We start from the raw sequence: 17,577 nt of genomic DNA on the forward strand, positions 1-17,577 counted from the left end.
ATTGACCGTCTCGGGCTTCATAGGGTAAATCCATAGAGATGTGGCGTTGTTCTGGTAGTGTAATTCCTAATCCGACCAAATCAAACGTCAGGGTGTCACAACCTTCACCCTGAAAGTGGAGAAAAGCGCATGGCTGGAAAATTCAATGACAAAGTTGTGATCGTAACTGGCGGCAGCAGGGGCTTGGGTCGGGCGATGTCGCTGGGCTTTGCTGCAGAGGGCGCTCGCGTGGTGGTCGCAAGCCGCAAGATAGCGTCGTGCGAAAACGTAGTACGCCAGATTGAAGGGCTGGGGGGGGAAGCGCTCGCTCGGTCGGCTCATATGGGAAATCTATCTGATATTGATGAGCTCATAGAAGCAGCTTACGCGCGTTTCGGTCGGGTCGATATCCTTGTGAACAACGCCGGCACCAATGTTGCTTTTGGTGCGCTGTCGGATATTTCTCCGGAGGCCTTCGACAAGATGTTGGATGTTAACCTGAAGGGGCCCTGGTATCTGGCTTCTCGTCTTGCGCCGCGCATGGGCGAGCAGGGCGGCGGTTGTGTGATTAATGTTTTGTCTGTGGCCGCCCTGTCCACGCCGGCCTACTCGGGCGTGTATGCCGCAACCAAGGCAGGTTTAAAAGCACTGACAGAGGTAATGGCGCAGGAATGGGCTGATTGGAACATACGGGTTAACGCGCTGGCGCCGGGCAGTTATCACTCAGATTTGACCGATGGGGCTATCGAGACCATCCCGGGTTATGGTGAAGGTATGGTGGCCGCGGCCCTGATTCCGCGGGTGGCAGAAACTGAGGAAATACTGAACCCCGTCTTCTACCTGGCATCTGAATCCTTCACTACCGGTATTACGCTCGTGGCTGATGGTGGCTTGATGGCGAAGCGCTAATATCGTTGCCGAGGCGTCACTCCGCCCTTTGTCCGGTAGAACTATTCAGAATCGCTTTCGCCGTCTGTACTTGATGACCGCGGCTGTGTCAGTTTACCGAAGTACACGCCCACCTCGAACAATAACCACATTGGTATTGCCAAAAGCGATTGTGAAATGATATCCGGCGGTGTGAGCAACATACCGAAAATAAAGCAGCCGACGATAATATAGGGGCGTTTCCCCGCCAGCGTTTCGGGTGTGGTGATCCCCGCCCAGATTAGCAGCACCGCTGCTATCGGAATTTCAAACGCCAGGCCGAAGGCGAAAAATAGCTTCAATACGAAATTCAGGTAGCTGTTGATGTCCGTCATGATGGTGATGTCATCAGGCGCAACACTGGTGAAAAAAGCGAAAATCAGCGGGAAAACCACAAAGTAGGCAAACGCTGCGCCGGCATAGAAAAGCACTACGCTGGATGCCAGTAGCGGCACGGCGAGGCGTTTTTCATGTCGGTACATGCCCGGTGCAATAAAACCCCACACCTGGTAAAGAACGTAAGGCATGGCCAGAAACAATGCCGACATCAGAGCGAGTTTAAATGGCGCAAAAAAAGGTGAAGCCACCTCTGTCGCGATCATGCTCGCTCCGGGTGGTAGCAGCGCCCGCAGGGGCTCTGAAACGACGAGGTAAATATCATTGGCAAACGGAAAGATGCCAATAAATATGATCAGGATTGCCAGAATGGCGCGCAGCAACTTGTCGCGCAATTCGGTCAGGTGACTGATCAGTGGCATGGGCTGGTCGTTAGACTCGGTTTTGTTCATTCCTTCGACTGTCCCATGGAATTATCTTCAGTCCCGCTGGAACCAATATGCGGCGCTTCCTTTTCAGCGATTTCCGCAGTCTTTTTGAGGTCTTGCTGAATTGCAGCAGCATCCTGTTTTAGCTCGTCACCGGTCTTGCGGAGTTCTTGCATAACGGAGTCGTTGTGTAACTCCTGTTGAACTTCCCGCTTGATATCGTTGAAGCCGCGGCGAATGCGGTTCAGCCAAAGCGAAGCCGTACGAACTGTCTCAGGCAGGCGCTCCGGGCCAATGACCAGCAGAGCGACCACACCTATAACGAGCAGCTCGGCGAAACCGATGTCGAACATTCAGGGCTTACTTGTCCTGGTTTACAGTATTCGCTGACGCATCCTGCTCACCGCTATTATCGTCAGTAGCACCGGGTGCCCCGCTATCGTCTGACATACTCTTGCGAAAGCCTTTGACCGCACTGCCCAGGTCGCTACCCAGTGTGCGGAGGCGTTTGGTGCCAAAGAGCATGATCACGATGGCCAGCACGATTAGCAGCTGCCAAATACTTATTCCTCCGAAACCCATAGCCTTCTCCTGCTACTTGAATGAATTATCATTTGTTACCTGCATCGCGTGACGCTTTTTCGTCGATACCGGACACTCCGAAACGATCCTCAAGGCACTCGAGGACGGCGCATGCATCGAGGTTCAGATGCGACAGCATAACCAGCGTATGGAACCAGAGGTCGGCGACTTCGCCGACCACAATCTTGCTGTCTGCGCCCTGATCAACGTCTCTGGCGGCCAGTATAACTTCGGTCGCCTCCTCGCCCACTTTTTCGAGAATCTTGTTCAGGCCTTTGTCATGCAGGCTGGCGACATAGGATTCTTGCGGATCACCCTCCCTGCGAGTTTTAAGTATTTCTGCGAGTTGTTGCAATACGTCGCTCATGGCTTCGAGCCATAAATATCGCGGGGATCCTTCAGGATCTCGTCCGTAATCCGCCAGGCGTTCTCCTCAAGCTTTTGGAAAAAACACGCCCGCCTTCCGGTGTGACACGCAATACCGCCGACCTGATCAACTTTCATGAGGACTGTGTCGGCGTCGCAGTCTATGCGCAGCTCTCTCAGCGATTGTACGTGACCGGACTCCTCGCCTTTGCGCCACAACGCCTGTCGCGACCGTGACCAGTATATGGCTCTGCCCTCTTCTATGGTCAGAGCCAAAGCCTCCTCATTCATCCACGCCAGCATTAACACTTCACCGGTCTGCCAGTCCTGCGCGATAGCTGGAACCAACCCCTGTTCGTTCCAATTGATGCCTTGCAGTAATTTGATGGATTCAGTCATTAACAACACCTTATAGATCCTGCAGTATGCCATAAGGCGCGATGGGACACACTTTACCGCTGGCGGGGCAACAGCAACCAGATCCCTGTGAGAGCTAGCAACCATGATGCTGCGGGGGCCTCTGCGATAATCTGTAAGCCATCGGGTGTAGCGGTAAGCGCGGCGGTCGCAAGCAGAATAACACCGAGCAGAGGTTGGCTGCTCTGCCGTTTTTGCCGTGGTGGGCTTTCTGCGAGGGCTGTTGGCTTGTGTTGGGTCTGTTGCAGTGATTCCAGCACTGCCTCTGGCAGCTGGGGCAATTGCTCAATCCAGGACGGTGCGTGATGTTGTAGCCGCTGCAATACAGCCTGAGGCGAATAGCGACGCTCGACCCAATCCTCCAGAAAGGGTTGGGCTGTATCCCAAAGGTTCAGCTCCGGATAAAGCTGTCGTCCAAGCCCTTCGATATTCAGCAGGGTTTTTTGCAGTAGCACAAGCGAGGGTTGTACTTCCATATCAAATCGGCTCGCGGTCTGGAACAGATAGATCAGCAATTGCCCAAAAGAAATCTCGCTGATAGGCCGCTCGAAAATGGGCTCGCAAACAGCGCGCATGGCAGATTCAAAATCCTGCACCCGGGTATCCGGGGGAACCCAGCCGCATTCCACATGCAGTTGGGCCACCTCGCGATAGTCTCGCCGGAAAATAGCTAGCAAGTTTCGGCCCAGGTAATACTGGTCGGCATCCGACAGGCTCCCCACGATGGCGCAATCCACTCCAATATAAGTAGGGTCCTGAGGGTCGGATGCATCCACAAAAATATTGCCCGGATGCATATCGGCGTGGAAAAAACTGTCGTTGAATACCTGGGTGAAGAAAATCTCTACACCACGCTCACCGAGCATTTTAAGGTCGGTGCCTTTTGCGCGCAGCGTCTCAATGTCTGTTACCGGAATACCGAAAATACGCTCCATGGTAAGCACGTTACTGCAGCTGTAGTCCCAGTATATCTCGGGGACATACAGCAGTTTTTTATCTTCGAAGTTGCGCCTCAGCTGGCTGGCATTAGCTGCCTCCCGTGACATATCCAGTTCATCGAGGATGACCAATTCGTAGTCTGCTACAACCTCTACCGGCCGCAGTCGGTGGCCGTCAGGATGATACCGCTCAACCAGCTTTGCCAGAGTGAACATCAATGCAATGTCTTCACGAATGATCGGCTCAATATCGGGGCGCACTACCTTTACCACAACTTGTTCGCCACCTTGCAGTGTGGCGCTATGAACCTGCGCGATCGAGGCACATGCCATGGGCGCCGGGTCAAAGCTCCCGAAAAGTTCGCCCACGGTTTTGCCGAGGGCTTCTTCGATAATGGCGACAGACTGCTGCTCCGGGAAAGGGGGCACATCGTCCTGCAGTCGGGCCAGTTCGTCGGCGATATCGCTGGGTAACAGATCGCGGCGAGTCGAGAGAGCCTGGCCGAACTTGATAAAAACGGTGCCCAGCTCTTCCAATGCGAGGCGCAGGCGAATACCCCGCGATTCCGCTGGCGGCTTCCCGTAACGCCATGGTGAGAGCCGCAGAGCCAGACGCGCGGGCAGGGGTAGCTTGCTCTCGTCTACGAATTCGTCCAGTCGGTACCGGCCCGCGGTTCGTAAAATCTTTGCAAGTCTTAGGACGCGAGACACGGTTTATGACTTCTTCAGCTTGCGGCTGATGCGTTCTGCACGCGATTGCAATCTATCCACTCGCATGACGAGATCTGCTATGTCCCGGTAGAAATCCTCCACCTCCAGTTTTGGCGGGCTGAGACGAGCCTCCTCGTGAATGAACTCTTCCACTTGTCGAGCAAGGCCGCTTGATGCTTGTCTTCCCCAGGAGAATACACTCCTCAGGATTTCTGCGATCTGGTGTCCCGCCACATCTCCCAGAGAAGACACCAGTGGTGCTTCCCAGTCGATGTCCAGATCGGAAAGAAGGTGTTGAAATTCAATCAGGGGCGCGCTGTTGCCCTCTAGTGTCAGATTGCCATTGATCAGTGTGGCCGCGGCATCATCGGAGGCAGCCAGTTCGCTGAAGTCCGAGGCGCTGCCGGTGATGCGTGCTGTAACGGCCCCCTCGTAAACGCCCGTTAGCCGGACACCGCCAGTTTCCAGGTGAAGGTAAAAATCGAGCTCCGGCGTTGTGCAGTGAAAGGCGAATACCGAGCCCGCGAGTGGTTCGAGAACGGCTGTCCCCTGCTCAGAGAGGGCCAGTGCACGGTTTGCAGCCGCCTCCAAAGCAGCCAGAGCCGCAGTGTGTAGGGTCGGATCAGGCATGTCAGGGTTTGACGCCCCGGTGCAATGCCACAATGCCTCCGGTCATATTGTGAAATTGGCATTGCGCAAAGCCCGCATCTTCAATCATGTCCAGCAGGGTTTCCTGATCGGGATGTTTGCGTATGGATTCAGCAAGATACTGGTAGCTGTCGCTATCGTTGGCAACCAGTCGACCCATAAACGGAAGTATTCGGAAGGAGTAGGTATCGTAGGCCTGGCTCAGCAATTCATTTTCGGGCTTGGAAAACTCCAGCACCAGTAAGCGCCCGCCAGGCTTCAGCACACGCAGGATGGATCGCAGGGCAAGGTCCTTATCGGTGACGTTGCGCAGGCCAAAGGCGATGGTGACACAATCAAAGCTATCGTCGGGGAAGGGCAAAAACTGGGCATCGGCCTGCACGAATTCGATATTGCCCAGACGTCCCGTGTCCAGTAATTTGTCGCGACCGACTTGCAACATGGACGCGTTGATGTCAGCCAGCACCACGCGCCCCTCGCTTCCGACCAGTTCAGCAAAACGCGCTGCAAGATCGCCGGTCCCGCCTGCGATATCCAGTACGGCATTACCCTTGCGCACCCCACTTAGTTCGATTGTGAAGCGCTTCCAGATTCGATGAATGCCTCCCGACATGAGGTCGTTCATCAGGTCGTAGCGGGCTGCAACCGAATGGAATACATCGGCTACCATGCCTGCCTTGGCGTCTTTTTTTACCTCCTTGAAGCCAAAGTGGGTGGTGTCCTTGTCGCTCATGGTGCCTCGGTACAATAAGAGATGAGTGCCCAGTATAGCGTGATGACTGCCTCGGGTCAGGTAGTGCCCATGTTCTCAGGCGCAGTTATCTGACTGGGTATTGCCGCTGTGAGTATTTTGGGGCGCTAATGCCCTAGTCTCAACACCTGAACTTCGGGATCACGATTTGCGCCGGCATCACTGAGTCGGTCGAGGTAAGCCTGCCATCGTGCACTTTGCTCGATGCAGAGCTCGTGCAGGTAGGTCCACGAATAGAGCCCGGTATCGTGGCCATCGTCGAAAATCAGTTGCAGAGCATAATTCCCCACGGGATTGATGGCGGTGATCCCGACCTTTAGCTTGCCCGTTTGCAGCACCTCCTGTCCCGGACCGTGGCCCATGACTTCGGCGGAGGGCGAGGACACGCGGAGATACTCGCAGCTAAGACGATAAGTTTTCCCGCCTTCGTAATGCAGCTCCAGTTGTCGCGAACGACTGTGTAGCTGGATGGACGTTGGTTTTGGCGGCGTATTCATCGGCGACTAGAGAATAAAGCGAGAGAGGTCATCGTCGGAGCTCAGGGCCTGCAGCTGCTTGTCGACATAGTCGGCATCGACCAGCAGTGAGCTTTTCTCCAGGCCCGCATCTGTAGCATCAAAGGAGATTTCTTCCATGAGTCTTTCCATAACGGTATGCAACCGACGAGCTCCAATGTTTTCTGTGCGTTCATTGACATGCCAGGCCGTCTCTGCGATCCGGCGTAAGCCGTCATCGCTGAACTCGACGTCCACTCCCTCGGTCGCCATCAGAGCCTGGTATTGTTCAGTGAGGGACGCGCTGGGCTCTGTCAGTATTCGTTCAAAATCATCGGGGGAAAGCGCACTCAGCTCCACGCGTATGGGCAAGCGCCCTTGCAGCTCGGGAATAAGGTCTGATGGCCGAGCCAGATGGAATGCGCCAGAGGCGATGAACAGGATGTGGTCGGTTTTGATCATGCCGTGCTTTGTGCTAACAGTAGATCCTTCGATCAACGGCAGGAGATCGCGTTGCACACCTTCTCTGGAGACGTCTGCGCCAGCACCCTCGGAGCGTTTGGCAACCTTGTCCAGCTCGTCAATGAATACGATGCCGTTCTGTTCTGCTTCTGTGACCGCGTTTTGTTTTAACTCTTCTTCGTTAATCAGCTTGGTTGCTTCCTCGTCACAAAGCGCTTCGAAGGCAGCTTTTACCGGCATTTTCCGAGTGTTACTCTGCTGCCGGCCCATGTTGGAAAACATACTTTGTAGCTGGCTGGTCATTTCTTCCATACCCGGTGGCGCCATGATTTCCATGGAGGGCATGGTGGCACTGATTTCCACTTCGATTTCTTTTTCGTCCAGGTCACCCTCTCGTAATTTTTTGCGCAGTAACTGTCGTGTGGACGAACCGGTGTCCCCTTCAGTGTCTCTTGCCGGCGGCAGCAGTATATCCAGTATGCGATCTTCCGCAGCTTCCTCGGCCCGAAACCGAACACGGGATATCTCCTGCTCTCGATACATCTTGATGGAAACGTCTACCAGGTCGCGCACTATGCCTTCGACATCGCGACCGACATAACCGACTTCCGTGAATTTGGTCGCCTCCACTTTTACAAAGGGTGCGTTGGATAGCTTGGCTAGCCGCCGGGCGATTTCTGTCTTGCCTACGCCGGTGGGACCGATCATAAGAATATTTTTTGGCGTGATCTCGTTGCGCAGTTCTTCGGGTAGCTGCATGCGCCGCCAGCGGTTGCGCAGCGCGATGGACACGGCGCGTTTAGCGGCATCCTGCCCGATGATGTGTTTGTCCAGCTCATGGACGATTTCGCGGGGGGTCATGTTGGACATACGGTGGCCTAATAATCCAGTTGCTCGATGGTCTGGTTGTGGTTGGTATAGATGCAGATATCTCCGGCGATACCCAAACCTGTTGACACTATGTTGCGCGCGTCCATTTCCGTGTGGTCAAGCAGCGCGCGGGCGGCTGATTGGGCAAAGGGTCCTCCAGAGCCGATGGCGATAAGGTTGTCCTCAGGCTCAATAACATCACCGTTGCCCGTGATCACCAGCGAGGTGTCCTTGTCAGCGACGGCCAGTAGCGCTTCCAGACGGCGCAGCGCTCTCTCTGTGCGCCAGGCCTTCGCCAGCTCCACGGCGGCTCTAACGAGATGTCCCTGGTGCTTTTCGAGCTGTGCTTCAAATAGTTCGAACAAGGTAAAGGCGTCGGCGGTGCCGCCGGCGAACCCTGCGATAACGCGTTCTTGATAAAGGCGTCGCACCTTGCGGGCATTGCCTTTCATAACGGTGTTGCCCATGGATACCTGGCCGTCGCCGCCGATAACTACGCTGTTGCCGCGGCGTACGGAAAGTATGGTTGTGCCTCGGAACTGTTCCACGGTTTGTCTCCTGTGGGAATGCTTCGCTAAAAGGGGCCGCCCCGGTTGCTTGAATATGGGGCTCCGGGGGTAAAATTCAAGGTCCAGGACCTCCTTCAGGGTTCACCGCGTTTGAGTACGAGTGTGTCTATACCCTGGCCTGCCGTCAGGCTGCGGGTTTTTGTCATGTCTTTGTGGGAACTGAAGGGCCCTAGATAGATCCGGTGCCACAGGCCAGTATCCCGATTTGATTCCTTTATTTTTGGCTCCAGCCCCAACAGCAGCAGCTCGGCCCGCCTGCGCTCGGCATCCTCACGCTGACGAAACGAGCCGGCCTGCAACAGAAATGATGCCTGAGCGGCCGTTGGAGGTGGAGAACTAATGTCTGCGGCAGGCTCCACGATATCCTCTACTTCCAGGGTTTGTTCCGGGAGCAGACGATAAAAATTAAAGCTCGGCTTGGGTGCTTTCGCGACCTCGGGCGCAGTGGCGGTGTTGTCCTGCTCCGGGCCGCTCTGTCCAGGCAGCGTAGAAAGATAGCCGATGAAGCTGACAAACACACCCGTCAGGACGCCGGCGAGATACAGGCGCAGGCCTTTGCTCCGGGTCTGACCTGCAGTGCTGCTGGTGCGCGCAGGAGTCTTGCGCTTGGTTGGCTTTCGGCTGCTGGTTTTCTTGCGTTTGGCGAAATCCTTGGACATGGGTTACATAGACTCCGGGGCAGACACCCCTAACAGGCTCAGCCCGTTGAAAATGACCTGCCCTGTTGCCTGGCTGAGTGCAATGCGGGCGTCGCGCAGTGGTTGGTCTTCCACTAGCATTTTGTGGGCGTTATACCAGGCGTGAAAGTCACCGGCGAGTTCGCGCAAGTAGTGGGCAACGAGATGGGGTTCACTGCTGTTGGCGGCACTGGCCACTATTTCCGGATATCGGCTGAGTCGCCGCAACAGGCTGGTCTCGTGGTCTTCCTGCAGTTGATCGAGGTGGGCGAGCGCGTCGGTGGCTTGCCAGACTTTTCCTTGTTCCTCCAGTTTGCGCATAACACTGCACGTGCGTGCGTGAGCGTACTGAATATAGTAAACCGGATTTTCATTGCTCTGTGACAGAGCCAGGTCGATATCGAAAGTAAGTTGCGAGCTGGCCGCCCGGGCGACCAGGAAGTAACGGGTGGCATCGCGTCCCACCTCATCGATCAGGTCGCGCAATGTGATGTAGCTGCCAGCGCGCTTGGACAGTTTTACTTCATTACCGTCGCGCATCACCGTTACCATCTGATGCAGGATATAGTCAGGCCAGTCTGCTGGAATGCCTTCTTCCAGACCCTGTAGCCCTGCCCTCACTCGAGTAATGGTGCTGTGATGGTCTGCGCCCTGCTCGTTGATAACTCGCTCGAAGCCGCGCTGCCACTTGTTCAAATGGTAGGCGACATCCGGAACAAAATAGGTGTAGCCGCCGTCGCGCTTGCGCATGACCCGGTCTTTGTCATCGCCGAAGTGGGTAGTTCGAAGCCAGAGGGCACCCTCCTTTTCGTAACAGTGGCCGCCGTCGACCAGCTTTCGCACAGCGTTTTCTACCTCACCGTTTTCGTACAATGAGGATTCGAGGAAATAGATGTCGAAGTCTACGGCGAAAGCTTTCAGGTCGAGGTCCTGTTCCCGTCGCAGATAGGCCACCGAAAATGCGCGAATATTCTCCAGGTCTCCGGGATCACCACTGCCTGCGACACCGCGGTCTTCGGCTTCAACTGTCTGTTTATCGAGGTACGCCTTGGCCAGTTCGGTAATGTAATCGCCCCGGTAGCCATCGTCAGGCCAGCCTTCGTCTTCCGGAGTGACGCCGTTGCATCGCGCCTGAACCGAGAGTGCCAGGTTGTGGATTTGTGCCCCGGCATCGTTGTAGTAAAACTCGCGTGTTACATCCCAGCCTGTAGCGGTGAGTAATCGGCAAATGCTGTCACCGACAGCGGCGCCGCGGCCGTGGCCCACGTGCAGTGGCCCAGTGGGGTTGGCGGAAACAAATTCCACCTGCACCCTGCGTTCATTGCCCTCGCTGCTACTGCCGAAAGCCCTGCCCTGTTCGAGTATGTCCCGGACAACGGCCTGGTTGCTGTCATCGGATAGGAAAAAATTGATGAACCCGGGACCGGCAATCTCGGTCCTTGCGATAAGCGCATCCTGGGGCAGTGCCTCGCAGATTAGCGCGGCCAGTTCGCGGGGCTTCTGTCCCGCCGCTTTGGCGAGCGCAAGGGCGACGTTGCTGGCGAGGTCGCCATGGCTTTTGTCTCGCGTGCGATCAATCTGGATGCGTGGCTCGACCTCCCGGGGCAGTTTGCCCTGCGCCTGTAGCGATGCCAGGGACTGCTGAATCAGCCGTGTCAGTTGTTCCTTCATTGTGGGAGAGCTTACCTAGTTCACATCAAGGGATTGTCATGCCGCATTTGGCGGAGTCCATTATCCTTCACTTGTGGCTGCTCTGGCTAGCGTTCTGCACTGAAGGCGCGTGTGTCGGGCTTAGAACACGTCCTGTGGATCAATGTCGATGGACCACTTCAGGCCCTGGCGTGCAGGCAGTGCCTCAGCGCTGGCGACCAGCAGGCCAGCGGCGTGCTGCGCATCCCGGCGGCGGCCTGCTGTCAGTAGCAACTGGCAGCGATATTTTCCCGCGCGTCGCTGCATGGGGGACGGGAGAGGCCCGATGAGTGCGACGCCCTGGGGCAGTTGCGGTGCGACCTGCTGCTTCACCTGGTGCAGGAACTGCTCACCAAACTGTGCATCGGGGCAGTCGGTCCGCATCACGGCCAGGAATCCTGCGGGTGGCAGCCCGAGGCTATGCCGCGCGTCGAGCAGTGTTGCCGCCTGTTCAGCATAACTGCTGCTCGTCAGTGCAATGACCGCCGGGTGGTCCGGATAGTGGGTCTGAAGAAGAACTCGTCCCGGGATATCTGCACGCCCTGCGCGTCCCGCGACCTGGGTCAGAAGTTGGGCCATGCGTTCCTCACCTCGAAAGTCAGCACTGAACAGCAGTGCATCCGCATCGATGATCGCAACAAGGCTGACCGCGGGAAAATGGTGGCCTTTGGCCAGCATCTGGGTGCCCAGCAGTATGCAGGGCTCTCCCCTGTTGATCTCGGCGACAAGCTCCTGCATGGCATCTCTGCCCTGCATGGAATCACTGTCCACGCGTCGTATCGAGTGCCCGCTGAAACGCTGTCGCAGAAAATCCTCTGCTTGCTCCGTGCCCAGACCCTGCGCCTCCAACTGGCTACTGTTGCATTGTGGACAGTGGGCTGGAAGAGCCGCGCTGCTGCCACAATGGTGGCAGCGCAGCTGCCGGCGGCGGCGATGGATGGTCAGGCGCGCATCACAGGCGGGGCATTCCGCAACCCAGCCGCAGTCGTGGCATTGCAGTGTTGGCGCGTAGCCTCGGCGGTTAAGGAATAATAATACTTGCTGACTGTTTTGCAGGGTGTCCTCTATGGCCTCGATCAGCGTGCCGGACAACCCCCCCTGTAGCGGCTGCCGGCGGACGTCCAATGGCGTCATTCGGGGCATCTTGCTGCTGCCGGCGCGCTGGGTAAGCCGGTGGTGCTGATAGCGGCCTGTTAGCGCGTTGTGCAGACTCTCGAGAGACGGTGTCGCGCTCCCCAGAATGACCGGGCACCCGTGGATTTGACCCCGTTTGATTGCGATATCCCTCGCGGAATAGCGAAAGCCGTCCTGTTGCTTGTACGACCCGTCGTGCTCCTCATCGACAATGATAAGCCCCGGTCTTGCGAGCGGAGTGAATACCGCAGATCGGGTGCCAATAACAATGCTGGCGCTGCCGCTGCGCGCTGCCTCCCACGCGGTGTAACGCTGGGCATCAGTGAGGGAGGAATGGAGTACCGCGATGTCGGCTTCGAACCGTTCCCGGAAGCGGGTCAATGTTTGCGGCGTCAGGCCGATTTCCGGCACCAGCACGAGCGTCTGCTTTCCCTGCGCCAGGCCATCCGTGATCAACTGCAGGTAAATCTCTGTCTTGCCGCTGCCCGTAACGCCTTCGAGAAGATGACAACAAAAGTTGTCACCAGCAGCCCTGATGCCGTTCATTGCGGCTGCCTGTTCTTCTGTCAATGACAGCCCTGGCAGGGATCTTGGGGTTTGTGAGTGCTCACTTAACATACAGCGCTCCACCAAGCCCCGATCCTCCAGGGTGCGCAGCGTGGTGCTGTTGATACCGCGTGCTTTGAGGGCTGTGGCTGACAGGGCGGCATCCTGCAGCAGCTGCAAGGCCTCTGCCTGGCGCGGTGCTCTGGACAGTGCGTCCCCGGGGAGTCCCTTACCCCGAATGCTGAGTTGCCAGCCTGCCTCTCCTGCTGCCCGGGTGGCCTTGCCCTCGCGTAACCGCTTGGGAAACAGGGCGCTGAATACCTCGCCCGGAGGATGGTGATAATAGCGAGTGGCCCACTGGCATAAGGACAGCAACTGGGGCTCAATCAACGACGTTTCATCCAGTATTTCCAGCGCCGCTTTCAGGGCGCTAGCGGCGACATCACTGCTGCTGCAAACCTCCAGCAGGTAACCGGTCACCTCGCGCCGCCCGAATGGTACCCGCAGTCTGGTACCCGGTTCGAGGGCCTGAATCGCTGCATCGGTTACCCCCACAGGTGGGAGGTAGTCAAAATGTCGGCGCAGGGGCGAGGGAATGGCCAGGCGGAGTATGGACATTACGCCCCTTTAAACAGGTGGAAACACAGAACAGTACACCAGTGTACCAAATTGGATACCTCTATTGCTTATCGTCCCGCGTCTGTTAAGATGCCCGCCTATTTTTTGAGCGGCCCCCGTCAGGGTTGGCTCATGTACCCCTAGAGCGGCGCGGTGCCCGGCATGGGTCGGGTGGCGGCGTCAAGATCAGGAGTGAGACCGATGAAAGCGGATATCCATCCCAAGTACGAGACCGTCACTGCGACCTGCAGTTGTGGCAACACCATACAGACACGTTCCACCCGCTGCGAAGATTTCCATATTGATGTGTGTTCCCAATGCCACCCCTTTTACACGGGCAAGCAGAAGATCGTCGATACCGGTGGACGCGTGGACCGCTTCAACAAGCGGTTTGGTAATCGCGGAACAAAGCGCTAGAGATCGAATCGCCAGTGTGCGGGGGCGGGAGCAGGTCTACGACTTGCCGTTCCCATTTCTCGTTCAATCGCTGATGGATTGCTCGCCGTAACTTGTGAGTGTTCTAGGTTTTCTATATTCTCGGGCTCCGTTTAAAGCCAGTGATCCGGTCAATAGAGCCATCCCATGTCCAAAGACCTGAAACGAGAAGCGCTCGCCTATCACGCTGAACCCGTGCCAGGAAAGATAGGGATCGAGTTGACGAAACCGGCCGAAACCCTGGTCGATCTCGCCCTTGCATACAGTCCTGGCGTCGCAGAGCCCTGCCTTGAAATTGCCCGAGACCCCGATCTGGCCTACCGCTACACCGGCAAGGGCAACATGGTGGCGGTGATCAGTAACGGCACTGCTGTGTTGGGACTGGGCAACTTGGGCGGCTTGGCGAGCAAGCCCGTTATGGAAGGCAAAGCGCTTCTATTTAAGCGCTTTGCTGACATCAACTCGATCGATATTGAGGTGGAAACCGAAGACTCTGAGGAGTTCATCGATACAGTGGCTCGCATAGCCGGCACCTTTGGCGGCATTAACCTGGAGGACATCCGGGCGCCTGAGTGCTTTGAGATAGAAGCTGCACTGATAGAGCGTTGCGATATTCCGGTATTCCACGATGACCAGCACGGCACAGCGATTGTGACCGCTGCAGGTCTCCTCAATGCGCTGGATATTCAAGGCAAGAGGCTGGAGGAAGCGATTATCACCTGCCTGGGTGCCGGCTCCGCTGCGATAGCGTGCATGCGCCTGCTGCTGAACCTTGGCGCCCGTCGTCAAAATATTTTCATGCTGGATCGCCGCGGCGTCATATACGCCGGGCGGGAAGGAGTGAATGCGTACAAGCAGGAGTTTGCCAATGAGACCGACAAGCGCAGCCTGAGCGATGCGATCGCCGAAGCAGATGTGTTTATCGGCTTGTCAGGTGCCGACCTGCTGACATCGGCTATGCTGGAGTCAATGGCGGAGCGACCCGTAGTGTTTGCCTGCTCCAACCCGAATCCCGAAATTAAGCCGGAGCTGGCACTGCAGACCCGCGACGATCTGATAATCGCCACGGGCCGCTCGGACTATCCCAACCAGGTCAACAACGTGCTGGGTTTTCCCTTTATTTTCCGTGGCGCGCTCGATGTTCAGGCGTCGGTGATTAATGACGAGATGAAAGTGGCTGCGGTTCGCGCGCTGAGTGCTTTGGCACGGGAACCGGTGCCGGCTGAGGTGCTGGCGGCGTCAGGGGCGAAGGAGTTGAGCTTCGGGACCGATTACATCATACCCAAGCCTGTCGATCGGCGCTTGTTGACTCATATTGCGCCCGCTGTGGCGCGTGCCGCCGTCGATAGTGGTGTCGCCCGCTTGCCCTACCCCCACAACTACCTGCAGCCCTAAAACATATTGTTGAAGTCCTTGTAGATGTCGGGGCCACCTGTCGGCTCATTGTTTCCCGGTGCGTAGTGCTGGGGCACGTTTTCTTCCAGAAAATACTCGAAGATCGCGTCTTTTGTGCCCGAACCGGCCAGTTGTCCACTTTCGGGATCGATCCTCACAGCCACAATGCCGGCGGGAACCGGACGCTGGAGCTTCGGACTCTCTGCCAGCGCCTCACGCATGTAATCAATCCATATAGGTAGCGCGGCTGTTCCCCCGAACTCGCGTCGCCCCAGTGGAGTGTAGTTATCAAACCCCACCCAGACCGTGGTGACCACATCGCGGTTATACCCCGAAAACCACCCATCCATGGGTCCGTTGGTAGTGCCTGTTTTTCCCGCGATATCATCGCGCTCCAATACCCGCGCGCGGCGGCCTGTGCCGCGTGTGATCACATCCTTTAATATGTCATTAACAATGAAATTGACACGCTCATCCATCACACGTGGCGCCAGGGGTGCGCCTCTCGCCGGGTCTTCAGCCGTTGCGAGGATATCCTCCATGGTGAGCTCTGCTGCGATCTCTGCGGTGTCGGCCGGTTTATCGCAATCGCGACAAACGCTCAAAGGTTTGGCGTCGTAGATAGTTTCGCCGTCGATGCCTTCAACGCGCTGTATAAGGAACGGCTCCACCCTGTACCCACTATTAGCCAATATCGCGTAACCTCGCGCAAGCTCCAGCGGGGTGAGTGACTGGGTGCCCAGCGCGAGGGACAGTTGCGGTGTGTAGTCACTGGTATCGAAGCCCAGTTGCTGGGCATAGTCGATCAGTGTTTTGACACCTAGCCGCTGCAGCAGGCGGATGGATACCAGGTTGCGTGACTTGGTTAGTGCCCAGCGCAGACGGGTAGGGCCATAGAATTTACCCTCGTCATTTTCTGGTCGCCAGAGATTCTCTGCCCCCTGGCCTTCCATCACGATGGGTGCATCATTGATCACGGTTGCTGCAGTGTAGCCGGCGTCAATAGCGGCACCGTAGAGAAAGGGTTTGAAGTTGGAGCCAGGCTGTCGCCGAGCCTGCGTAGCGCGGTTGAACTTACTTTGCTCAAAGCCCATGCCTCCGACAATACTGACGATAGCGCCATTGTCGGGGTTCAGTGATATCAGCGCGGCCTGCGCAGCGGGAACCTGTGCGAGAAACCAATCTTCTTCCTCATCCTGCGTGACGCGGATCAGGTCACCCACAGCGAAGACCTGGCCGGGTGTTTTGGGCGCAGCGCCCCGGGCGTTCTCCGACAGATAGGGCGTTGCCTGCCGAATGCCATTTTCAAATGACAGTTCCGGTGTGTCGCCCTCCCGGAGTAACAGGCTAACGCCGTTGTCCCCAACGGCGGTGATGATAGCGGGCACCAGGTGGGCAATGGGTGGCGTTTTCTGCAAGGTTTCCCGCCACAGTTTTATGGTGTCTGAAGCGCTGTCCCCAGGAGGAAATTGCCCTTCTGGCCCGCGGTAGCCATGCCGTTTATCGTAACCGATCAGGCCGTCAATGACAGACTGGCTGGCGACTCGCTGCAGCGCGCTGCTAATGGTTGTATAGACATGATAGCCATTGGTATAAGCGGCCATGCCATAGCGCTGGATCATCTCCTGTCGAGCCATCTCAGCGGCATAGTGCGCGGCGAAGCCAAGCTTGGTTCCGTGCAACCGTGCATTAACGGGTTCGCTCAGCGCATCCTCGTAGTGGGCTCGGGTGATGTAGCCCAATGCGTACATTCGTCCCAGAATCCAGTCGCGGCGCTGTCGGCCGGCATCGGGGTTGCTCACCGGGTTAATGCGTGAAGGCGCCTTGGGCACCCCTGCCAACATGGCGTGCTGGGCCAGGCTCAGCTCACCGATGCTCTTGCCGTAGTACACCTGGGATGCGGCTTCAAAGCCGTAGGCCCGGTGGCCAAGGAATATGCGGTTGAAGTAGAGGGCCAGAATTTCCTGTTTATCCAGGTTGCGCTCGATCTCGATAGCCAGAAGGATTTCGTTGAACTTTCGGATAAACGTTCGCTCCCGGCTAAGGAAAAAATTTCGTGCCACCTGCATTGTCAGCGTGCTGCCGCCGGAGCCTTTTTCTCCGGTGAGTAGCAGTTCAGAGACGGCCCGGGCGAGGCCCATAACATCGATCCCGCGGTGCTGAAAAAAATTGTCGTCTTCTGCCGCGAGTAGGGCCTGAACGAACTGATCAGGAATCTCGGTATAGGGCAGCGGTCTGCGCTTCTGCTCGCCAAATTGGCCGATTAGTTCGCCCTCGCGGGTATAGACCAGCATGGGTGTTTGAAGTTTTACCTCTCGCAGGGTTTCTACGTCCGGCAGGCCTGGTGCGAGATACAAGTAGACGCCAGCGAGCAACCACACCGAGGACAGGAGGCCGTAGAGGAGCACTCTCAGAATCAGACGAAAAAAGCCCATTTATTCCTTTTTAAAACAGTTACTTATTGTCAGGCGCTGCGAAAATGGCGCGAGGTAATTGGTAATTATAAGCTTTTTTTTAAGTTTGATATATTTTGTCCGTGGTATATCTTCAATTAATGTAAATAAGCATAAGAACAAGCTAAGTTAGTGAAACTGATAGGGAAAAA

18 protein-coding genes are annotated in these 17,577 nt (G+C 56.6%); 3 read left to right on the top strand and 15 right to left on the bottom strand.

Features of this window, described 5'->3' with window-relative positions; translation table 11 throughout:
* The first annotated feature begins 129 nt into the window (after window positions 1–129).
* Complete coding sequence (locus EYC82_RS13445) at window positions 130–888, top strand: SDR family NAD(P)-dependent oxidoreductase (RefSeq protein WP_279250054.1); 759 nt, start codon at window positions 130–132, stop codon at window positions 886–888.
* A 41-nt stretch (window positions 889–929) separates the two neighbouring features.
* On the opposite strand, the gene tatC is transcribed toward EYC82_RS13445, so the two are convergent.
* The 14 genes from tatC to EYC82_RS13515 all read right to left on the bottom strand — a co-directional run bounded on the left by tatC (window position 930) and on the right by EYC82_RS13515 (window position 13,142).
* Window positions 930–1,694, bottom strand: a complete 765-nt coding sequence (gene tatC / locus EYC82_RS13450) for a twin-arginine translocase subunit TatC (protein WP_279250055.1) — start codon at window positions 1,692–1,694, stop codon at window positions 930–932.
* Window positions 1,691–2,023 carry a Sec-independent protein translocase protein TatB gene (tatB, locus tag EYC82_RS13455; protein ID WP_279250056.1) on the bottom strand — a complete coding sequence of 111 codons (333 nt, stop codon included), beginning with the start codon at window positions 2,021–2,023 and terminating at the stop codon, window positions 1,691–1,693. The genes tatC and tatB overlap by 4 nt, the downstream gene beginning before the upstream one ends.
* A gap of 7 nt (window positions 2,024–2,030) precedes the next feature.
* Entirely contained in the window at window positions 2,031–2,252 is a 222-nt protein-coding gene (gene tatA, locus EYC82_RS13460) for a twin-arginine translocase TatA/TatE family subunit (RefSeq protein WP_279250057.1), read from the bottom strand.
* A gap of 28 nt (window positions 2,253–2,280) precedes the next feature.
* A complete protein-coding gene (locus tag EYC82_RS13465; RefSeq protein ID WP_279250058.1) occupies window positions 2,281–2,619 on the bottom strand; it encodes a phosphoribosyl-ATP diphosphatase in 339 nt (112 codons plus the stop codon).
* Complete coding sequence (gene hisI, locus EYC82_RS13470; RefSeq protein ID WP_279250059.1) at window positions 2,616–3,017, bottom strand: phosphoribosyl-AMP cyclohydrolase; 402 nt, start codon at window positions 3,015–3,017, stop codon at window positions 2,616–2,618. Before hisI ends, EYC82_RS13465 begins: the two co-directional genes overlap by 4 nt.
* 53 nt (window positions 3,018–3,070) lie before the next feature.
* Entirely contained in the window at window positions 3,071–4,684 is a 1,614-nt protein-coding gene (gene ubiB, locus EYC82_RS13475; RefSeq protein WP_279250060.1) for a ubiquinone biosynthesis regulatory protein kinase UbiB, read from the bottom strand.
* A 3-nt stretch (window positions 4,685–4,687) separates the two neighbouring features.
* The gene (locus EYC82_RS13480; protein ID WP_279250061.1) at window positions 4,688–5,314 is read right to left on the bottom strand and encodes a ubiquinone biosynthesis accessory factor UbiJ; all 627 of its coding nucleotides are present in this window, start codon (window positions 5,312–5,314) and stop codon (window positions 4,688–4,690) included.
* A gap of 1 nt (window position 5,315) precedes the next feature.
* Entirely contained in the window at window positions 5,316–6,065 is a 750-nt protein-coding gene (ubiE, locus tag EYC82_RS13485; RefSeq protein ID WP_279250062.1) for a bifunctional demethylmenaquinone methyltransferase/2-methoxy-6-polyprenyl-1,4-benzoquinol methylase UbiE, read from the bottom strand.
* Window positions 6,066–6,190: 125 nt separating this feature from the next.
* The gene (locus tag EYC82_RS13490; protein WP_279250063.1) at window positions 6,191–6,580 is read right to left on the bottom strand and encodes a gamma-butyrobetaine hydroxylase family protein; all 390 of its coding nucleotides are present in this window, start codon (window positions 6,578–6,580) and stop codon (window positions 6,191–6,193) included.
* A 6-nt stretch (window positions 6,581–6,586) separates the two neighbouring features.
* Window positions 6,587–7,909: an ATP-dependent protease ATPase subunit HslU gene (hslU, locus tag EYC82_RS13495; protein WP_279250064.1), complete on the bottom strand. Its 1,323-nt coding sequence runs from the start codon at window positions 7,907–7,909 to the stop codon at window positions 6,587–6,589.
* An 8-nt stretch (window positions 7,910–7,917) separates the two neighbouring features.
* A complete protein-coding gene (gene hslV, locus EYC82_RS13500; RefSeq protein WP_279250065.1) occupies window positions 7,918–8,457 on the bottom strand; it encodes an ATP-dependent protease subunit HslV in 540 nt (179 codons plus the stop codon).
* Between the two features lie 95 nt (window positions 8,458–8,552).
* Window positions 8,553–9,137: an SPOR domain-containing protein gene (locus EYC82_RS13505; protein ID WP_279250066.1), complete on the bottom strand. Its 585-nt coding sequence runs from the start codon at window positions 9,135–9,137 to the stop codon at window positions 8,553–8,555.
* 3 nt (window positions 9,138–9,140) lie between these two features.
* The gene (gene argS, locus EYC82_RS13510; RefSeq protein ID WP_279250067.1) at window positions 9,141–10,826 is read right to left on the bottom strand and encodes an arginine--tRNA ligase; all 1,686 of its coding nucleotides are present in this window, start codon (window positions 10,824–10,826) and stop codon (window positions 9,141–9,143) included.
* Window positions 10,827–10,946: 120 nt separating this feature from the next.
* On the bottom strand, window positions 10,947–13,142 hold the full coding sequence (locus EYC82_RS13515; RefSeq protein WP_279250068.1) for a primosomal protein N': 2,196 nt from the start codon (window positions 13,140–13,142) through the stop codon (window positions 10,947–10,949).
* A 201-nt stretch (window positions 13,143–13,343) separates the two neighbouring features.
* On the opposite strand from EYC82_RS13515, the gene rpmE reads away from it, so the two are divergent.
* On the top strand, window positions 13,344–13,559 hold the full coding sequence (gene rpmE / locus EYC82_RS13520) for a 50S ribosomal protein L31 (protein WP_279250069.1): 216 nt from the start codon (window positions 13,344–13,346) through the stop codon (window positions 13,557–13,559).
* A gap of 165 nt (window positions 13,560–13,724) precedes the next feature.
* A complete protein-coding gene (locus EYC82_RS13525; RefSeq protein ID WP_279250070.1) occupies window positions 13,725–14,972 on the top strand; it encodes a malic enzyme-like NAD(P)-binding protein in 1,248 nt (415 codons plus the stop codon).
* Here EYC82_RS13525 and EYC82_RS13530 read toward each other — a convergent pair.
* Window positions 14,969–17,407, bottom strand: a complete 2,439-nt coding sequence (locus tag EYC82_RS13530) for a penicillin-binding protein 1A (RefSeq protein ID WP_279250071.1) — start codon at window positions 17,405–17,407, stop codon at window positions 14,969–14,971. The genes EYC82_RS13525 and EYC82_RS13530 overlap by 4 nt on opposite strands.
* Window positions 17,408–17,577: the final 170 nt, after the last annotated feature.

Origin of the sequence: Candidatus Marimicrobium litorale, from assembly GCF_026262645.1 — a bacterium.
In the GTDB taxonomy this organism is placed as follows: domain Bacteria; phylum Pseudomonadota; class Gammaproteobacteria; order Pseudomonadales; family Halieaceae; genus Marimicrobium; species Marimicrobium litorale.

What these genes read in the sequence shown, in the direction of transcription:
- EYC82_RS13445 (WP_279250054.1), top strand. Translation starts at nt 130, where the DNA reads ATGGCTGGAAAATTCAATGACAAAGTTGTGATCGTAACTGGCGGCAGC.
- tatC (WP_279250055.1), bottom strand. Translation starts at nt 1,694, where the DNA reads ATGAACAAAACCGAGTCTAACGACCAGCCCATGCCACTGATCAGTCAC.
- tatB (WP_279250056.1), bottom strand. Translation starts at nt 2,023, where the DNA reads ATGTTCGACATCGGTTTCGCCGAGCTGCTCGTTATAGGTGTGGTCGCT.
- tatA (WP_279250057.1), bottom strand. Translation starts at nt 2,252, where the DNA reads ATGGGTTTCGGAGGAATAAGTATTTGGCAGCTGCTAATCGTGCTGGCC.
- EYC82_RS13465 (WP_279250058.1), bottom strand. Translation starts at nt 2,619, where the DNA reads ATGAGCGACGTATTGCAACAACTCGCAGAAATACTTAAAACTCGCAGG.
- hisI (WP_279250059.1), bottom strand. Translation starts at nt 3,017, where the DNA reads ATGACTGAATCCATCAAATTACTGCAAGGCATCAATTGGAACGAACAG.
- EYC82_RS13480 (WP_279250061.1), bottom strand. Translation starts at nt 5,314, where the DNA reads ATGCCTGATCCGACCCTACACACTGCGGCTCTGGCTGCTTTGGAGGCG.
- ubiE (WP_279250062.1), bottom strand. Translation starts at nt 6,065, where the DNA reads ATGAGCGACAAGGACACCACCCACTTTGGCTTCAAGGAGGTAAAAAAA.
- EYC82_RS13490 (WP_279250063.1), bottom strand. Translation starts at nt 6,580, where the DNA reads ATGAATACGCCGCCAAAACCAACGTCCATCCAGCTACACAGTCGTTCG.
- hslU (WP_279250064.1), bottom strand. Translation starts at nt 7,909, where the DNA reads ATGTCCAACATGACCCCCCGCGAAATCGTCCATGAGCTGGACAAACAC.
- EYC82_RS13505 (WP_279250066.1), bottom strand. Translation starts at nt 9,137, where the DNA reads ATGTCCAAGGATTTCGCCAAACGCAAGAAAACCAGCAGCCGAAAGCCA.
- argS (WP_279250067.1), bottom strand. Translation starts at nt 10,826, where the DNA reads ATGAAGGAACAACTGACACGGCTGATTCAGCAGTCCCTGGCATCGCTA.
- EYC82_RS13515 (WP_279250068.1), bottom strand. Translation starts at nt 13,142, where the DNA reads ATGTCCATACTCCGCCTGGCCATTCCCTCGCCCCTGCGCCGACATTTT.
- rpmE (WP_279250069.1), top strand. Translation starts at nt 13,344, where the DNA reads ATGAAAGCGGATATCCATCCCAAGTACGAGACCGTCACTGCGACCTGC.
- EYC82_RS13525 (WP_279250070.1), top strand. Translation starts at nt 13,725, where the DNA reads ATGTCCAAAGACCTGAAACGAGAAGCGCTCGCCTATCACGCTGAACCC.
- EYC82_RS13530 (WP_279250071.1), bottom strand. Translation starts at nt 17,407, where the DNA reads ATGGGCTTTTTTCGTCTGATTCTGAGAGTGCTCCTCTACGGCCTCCTG.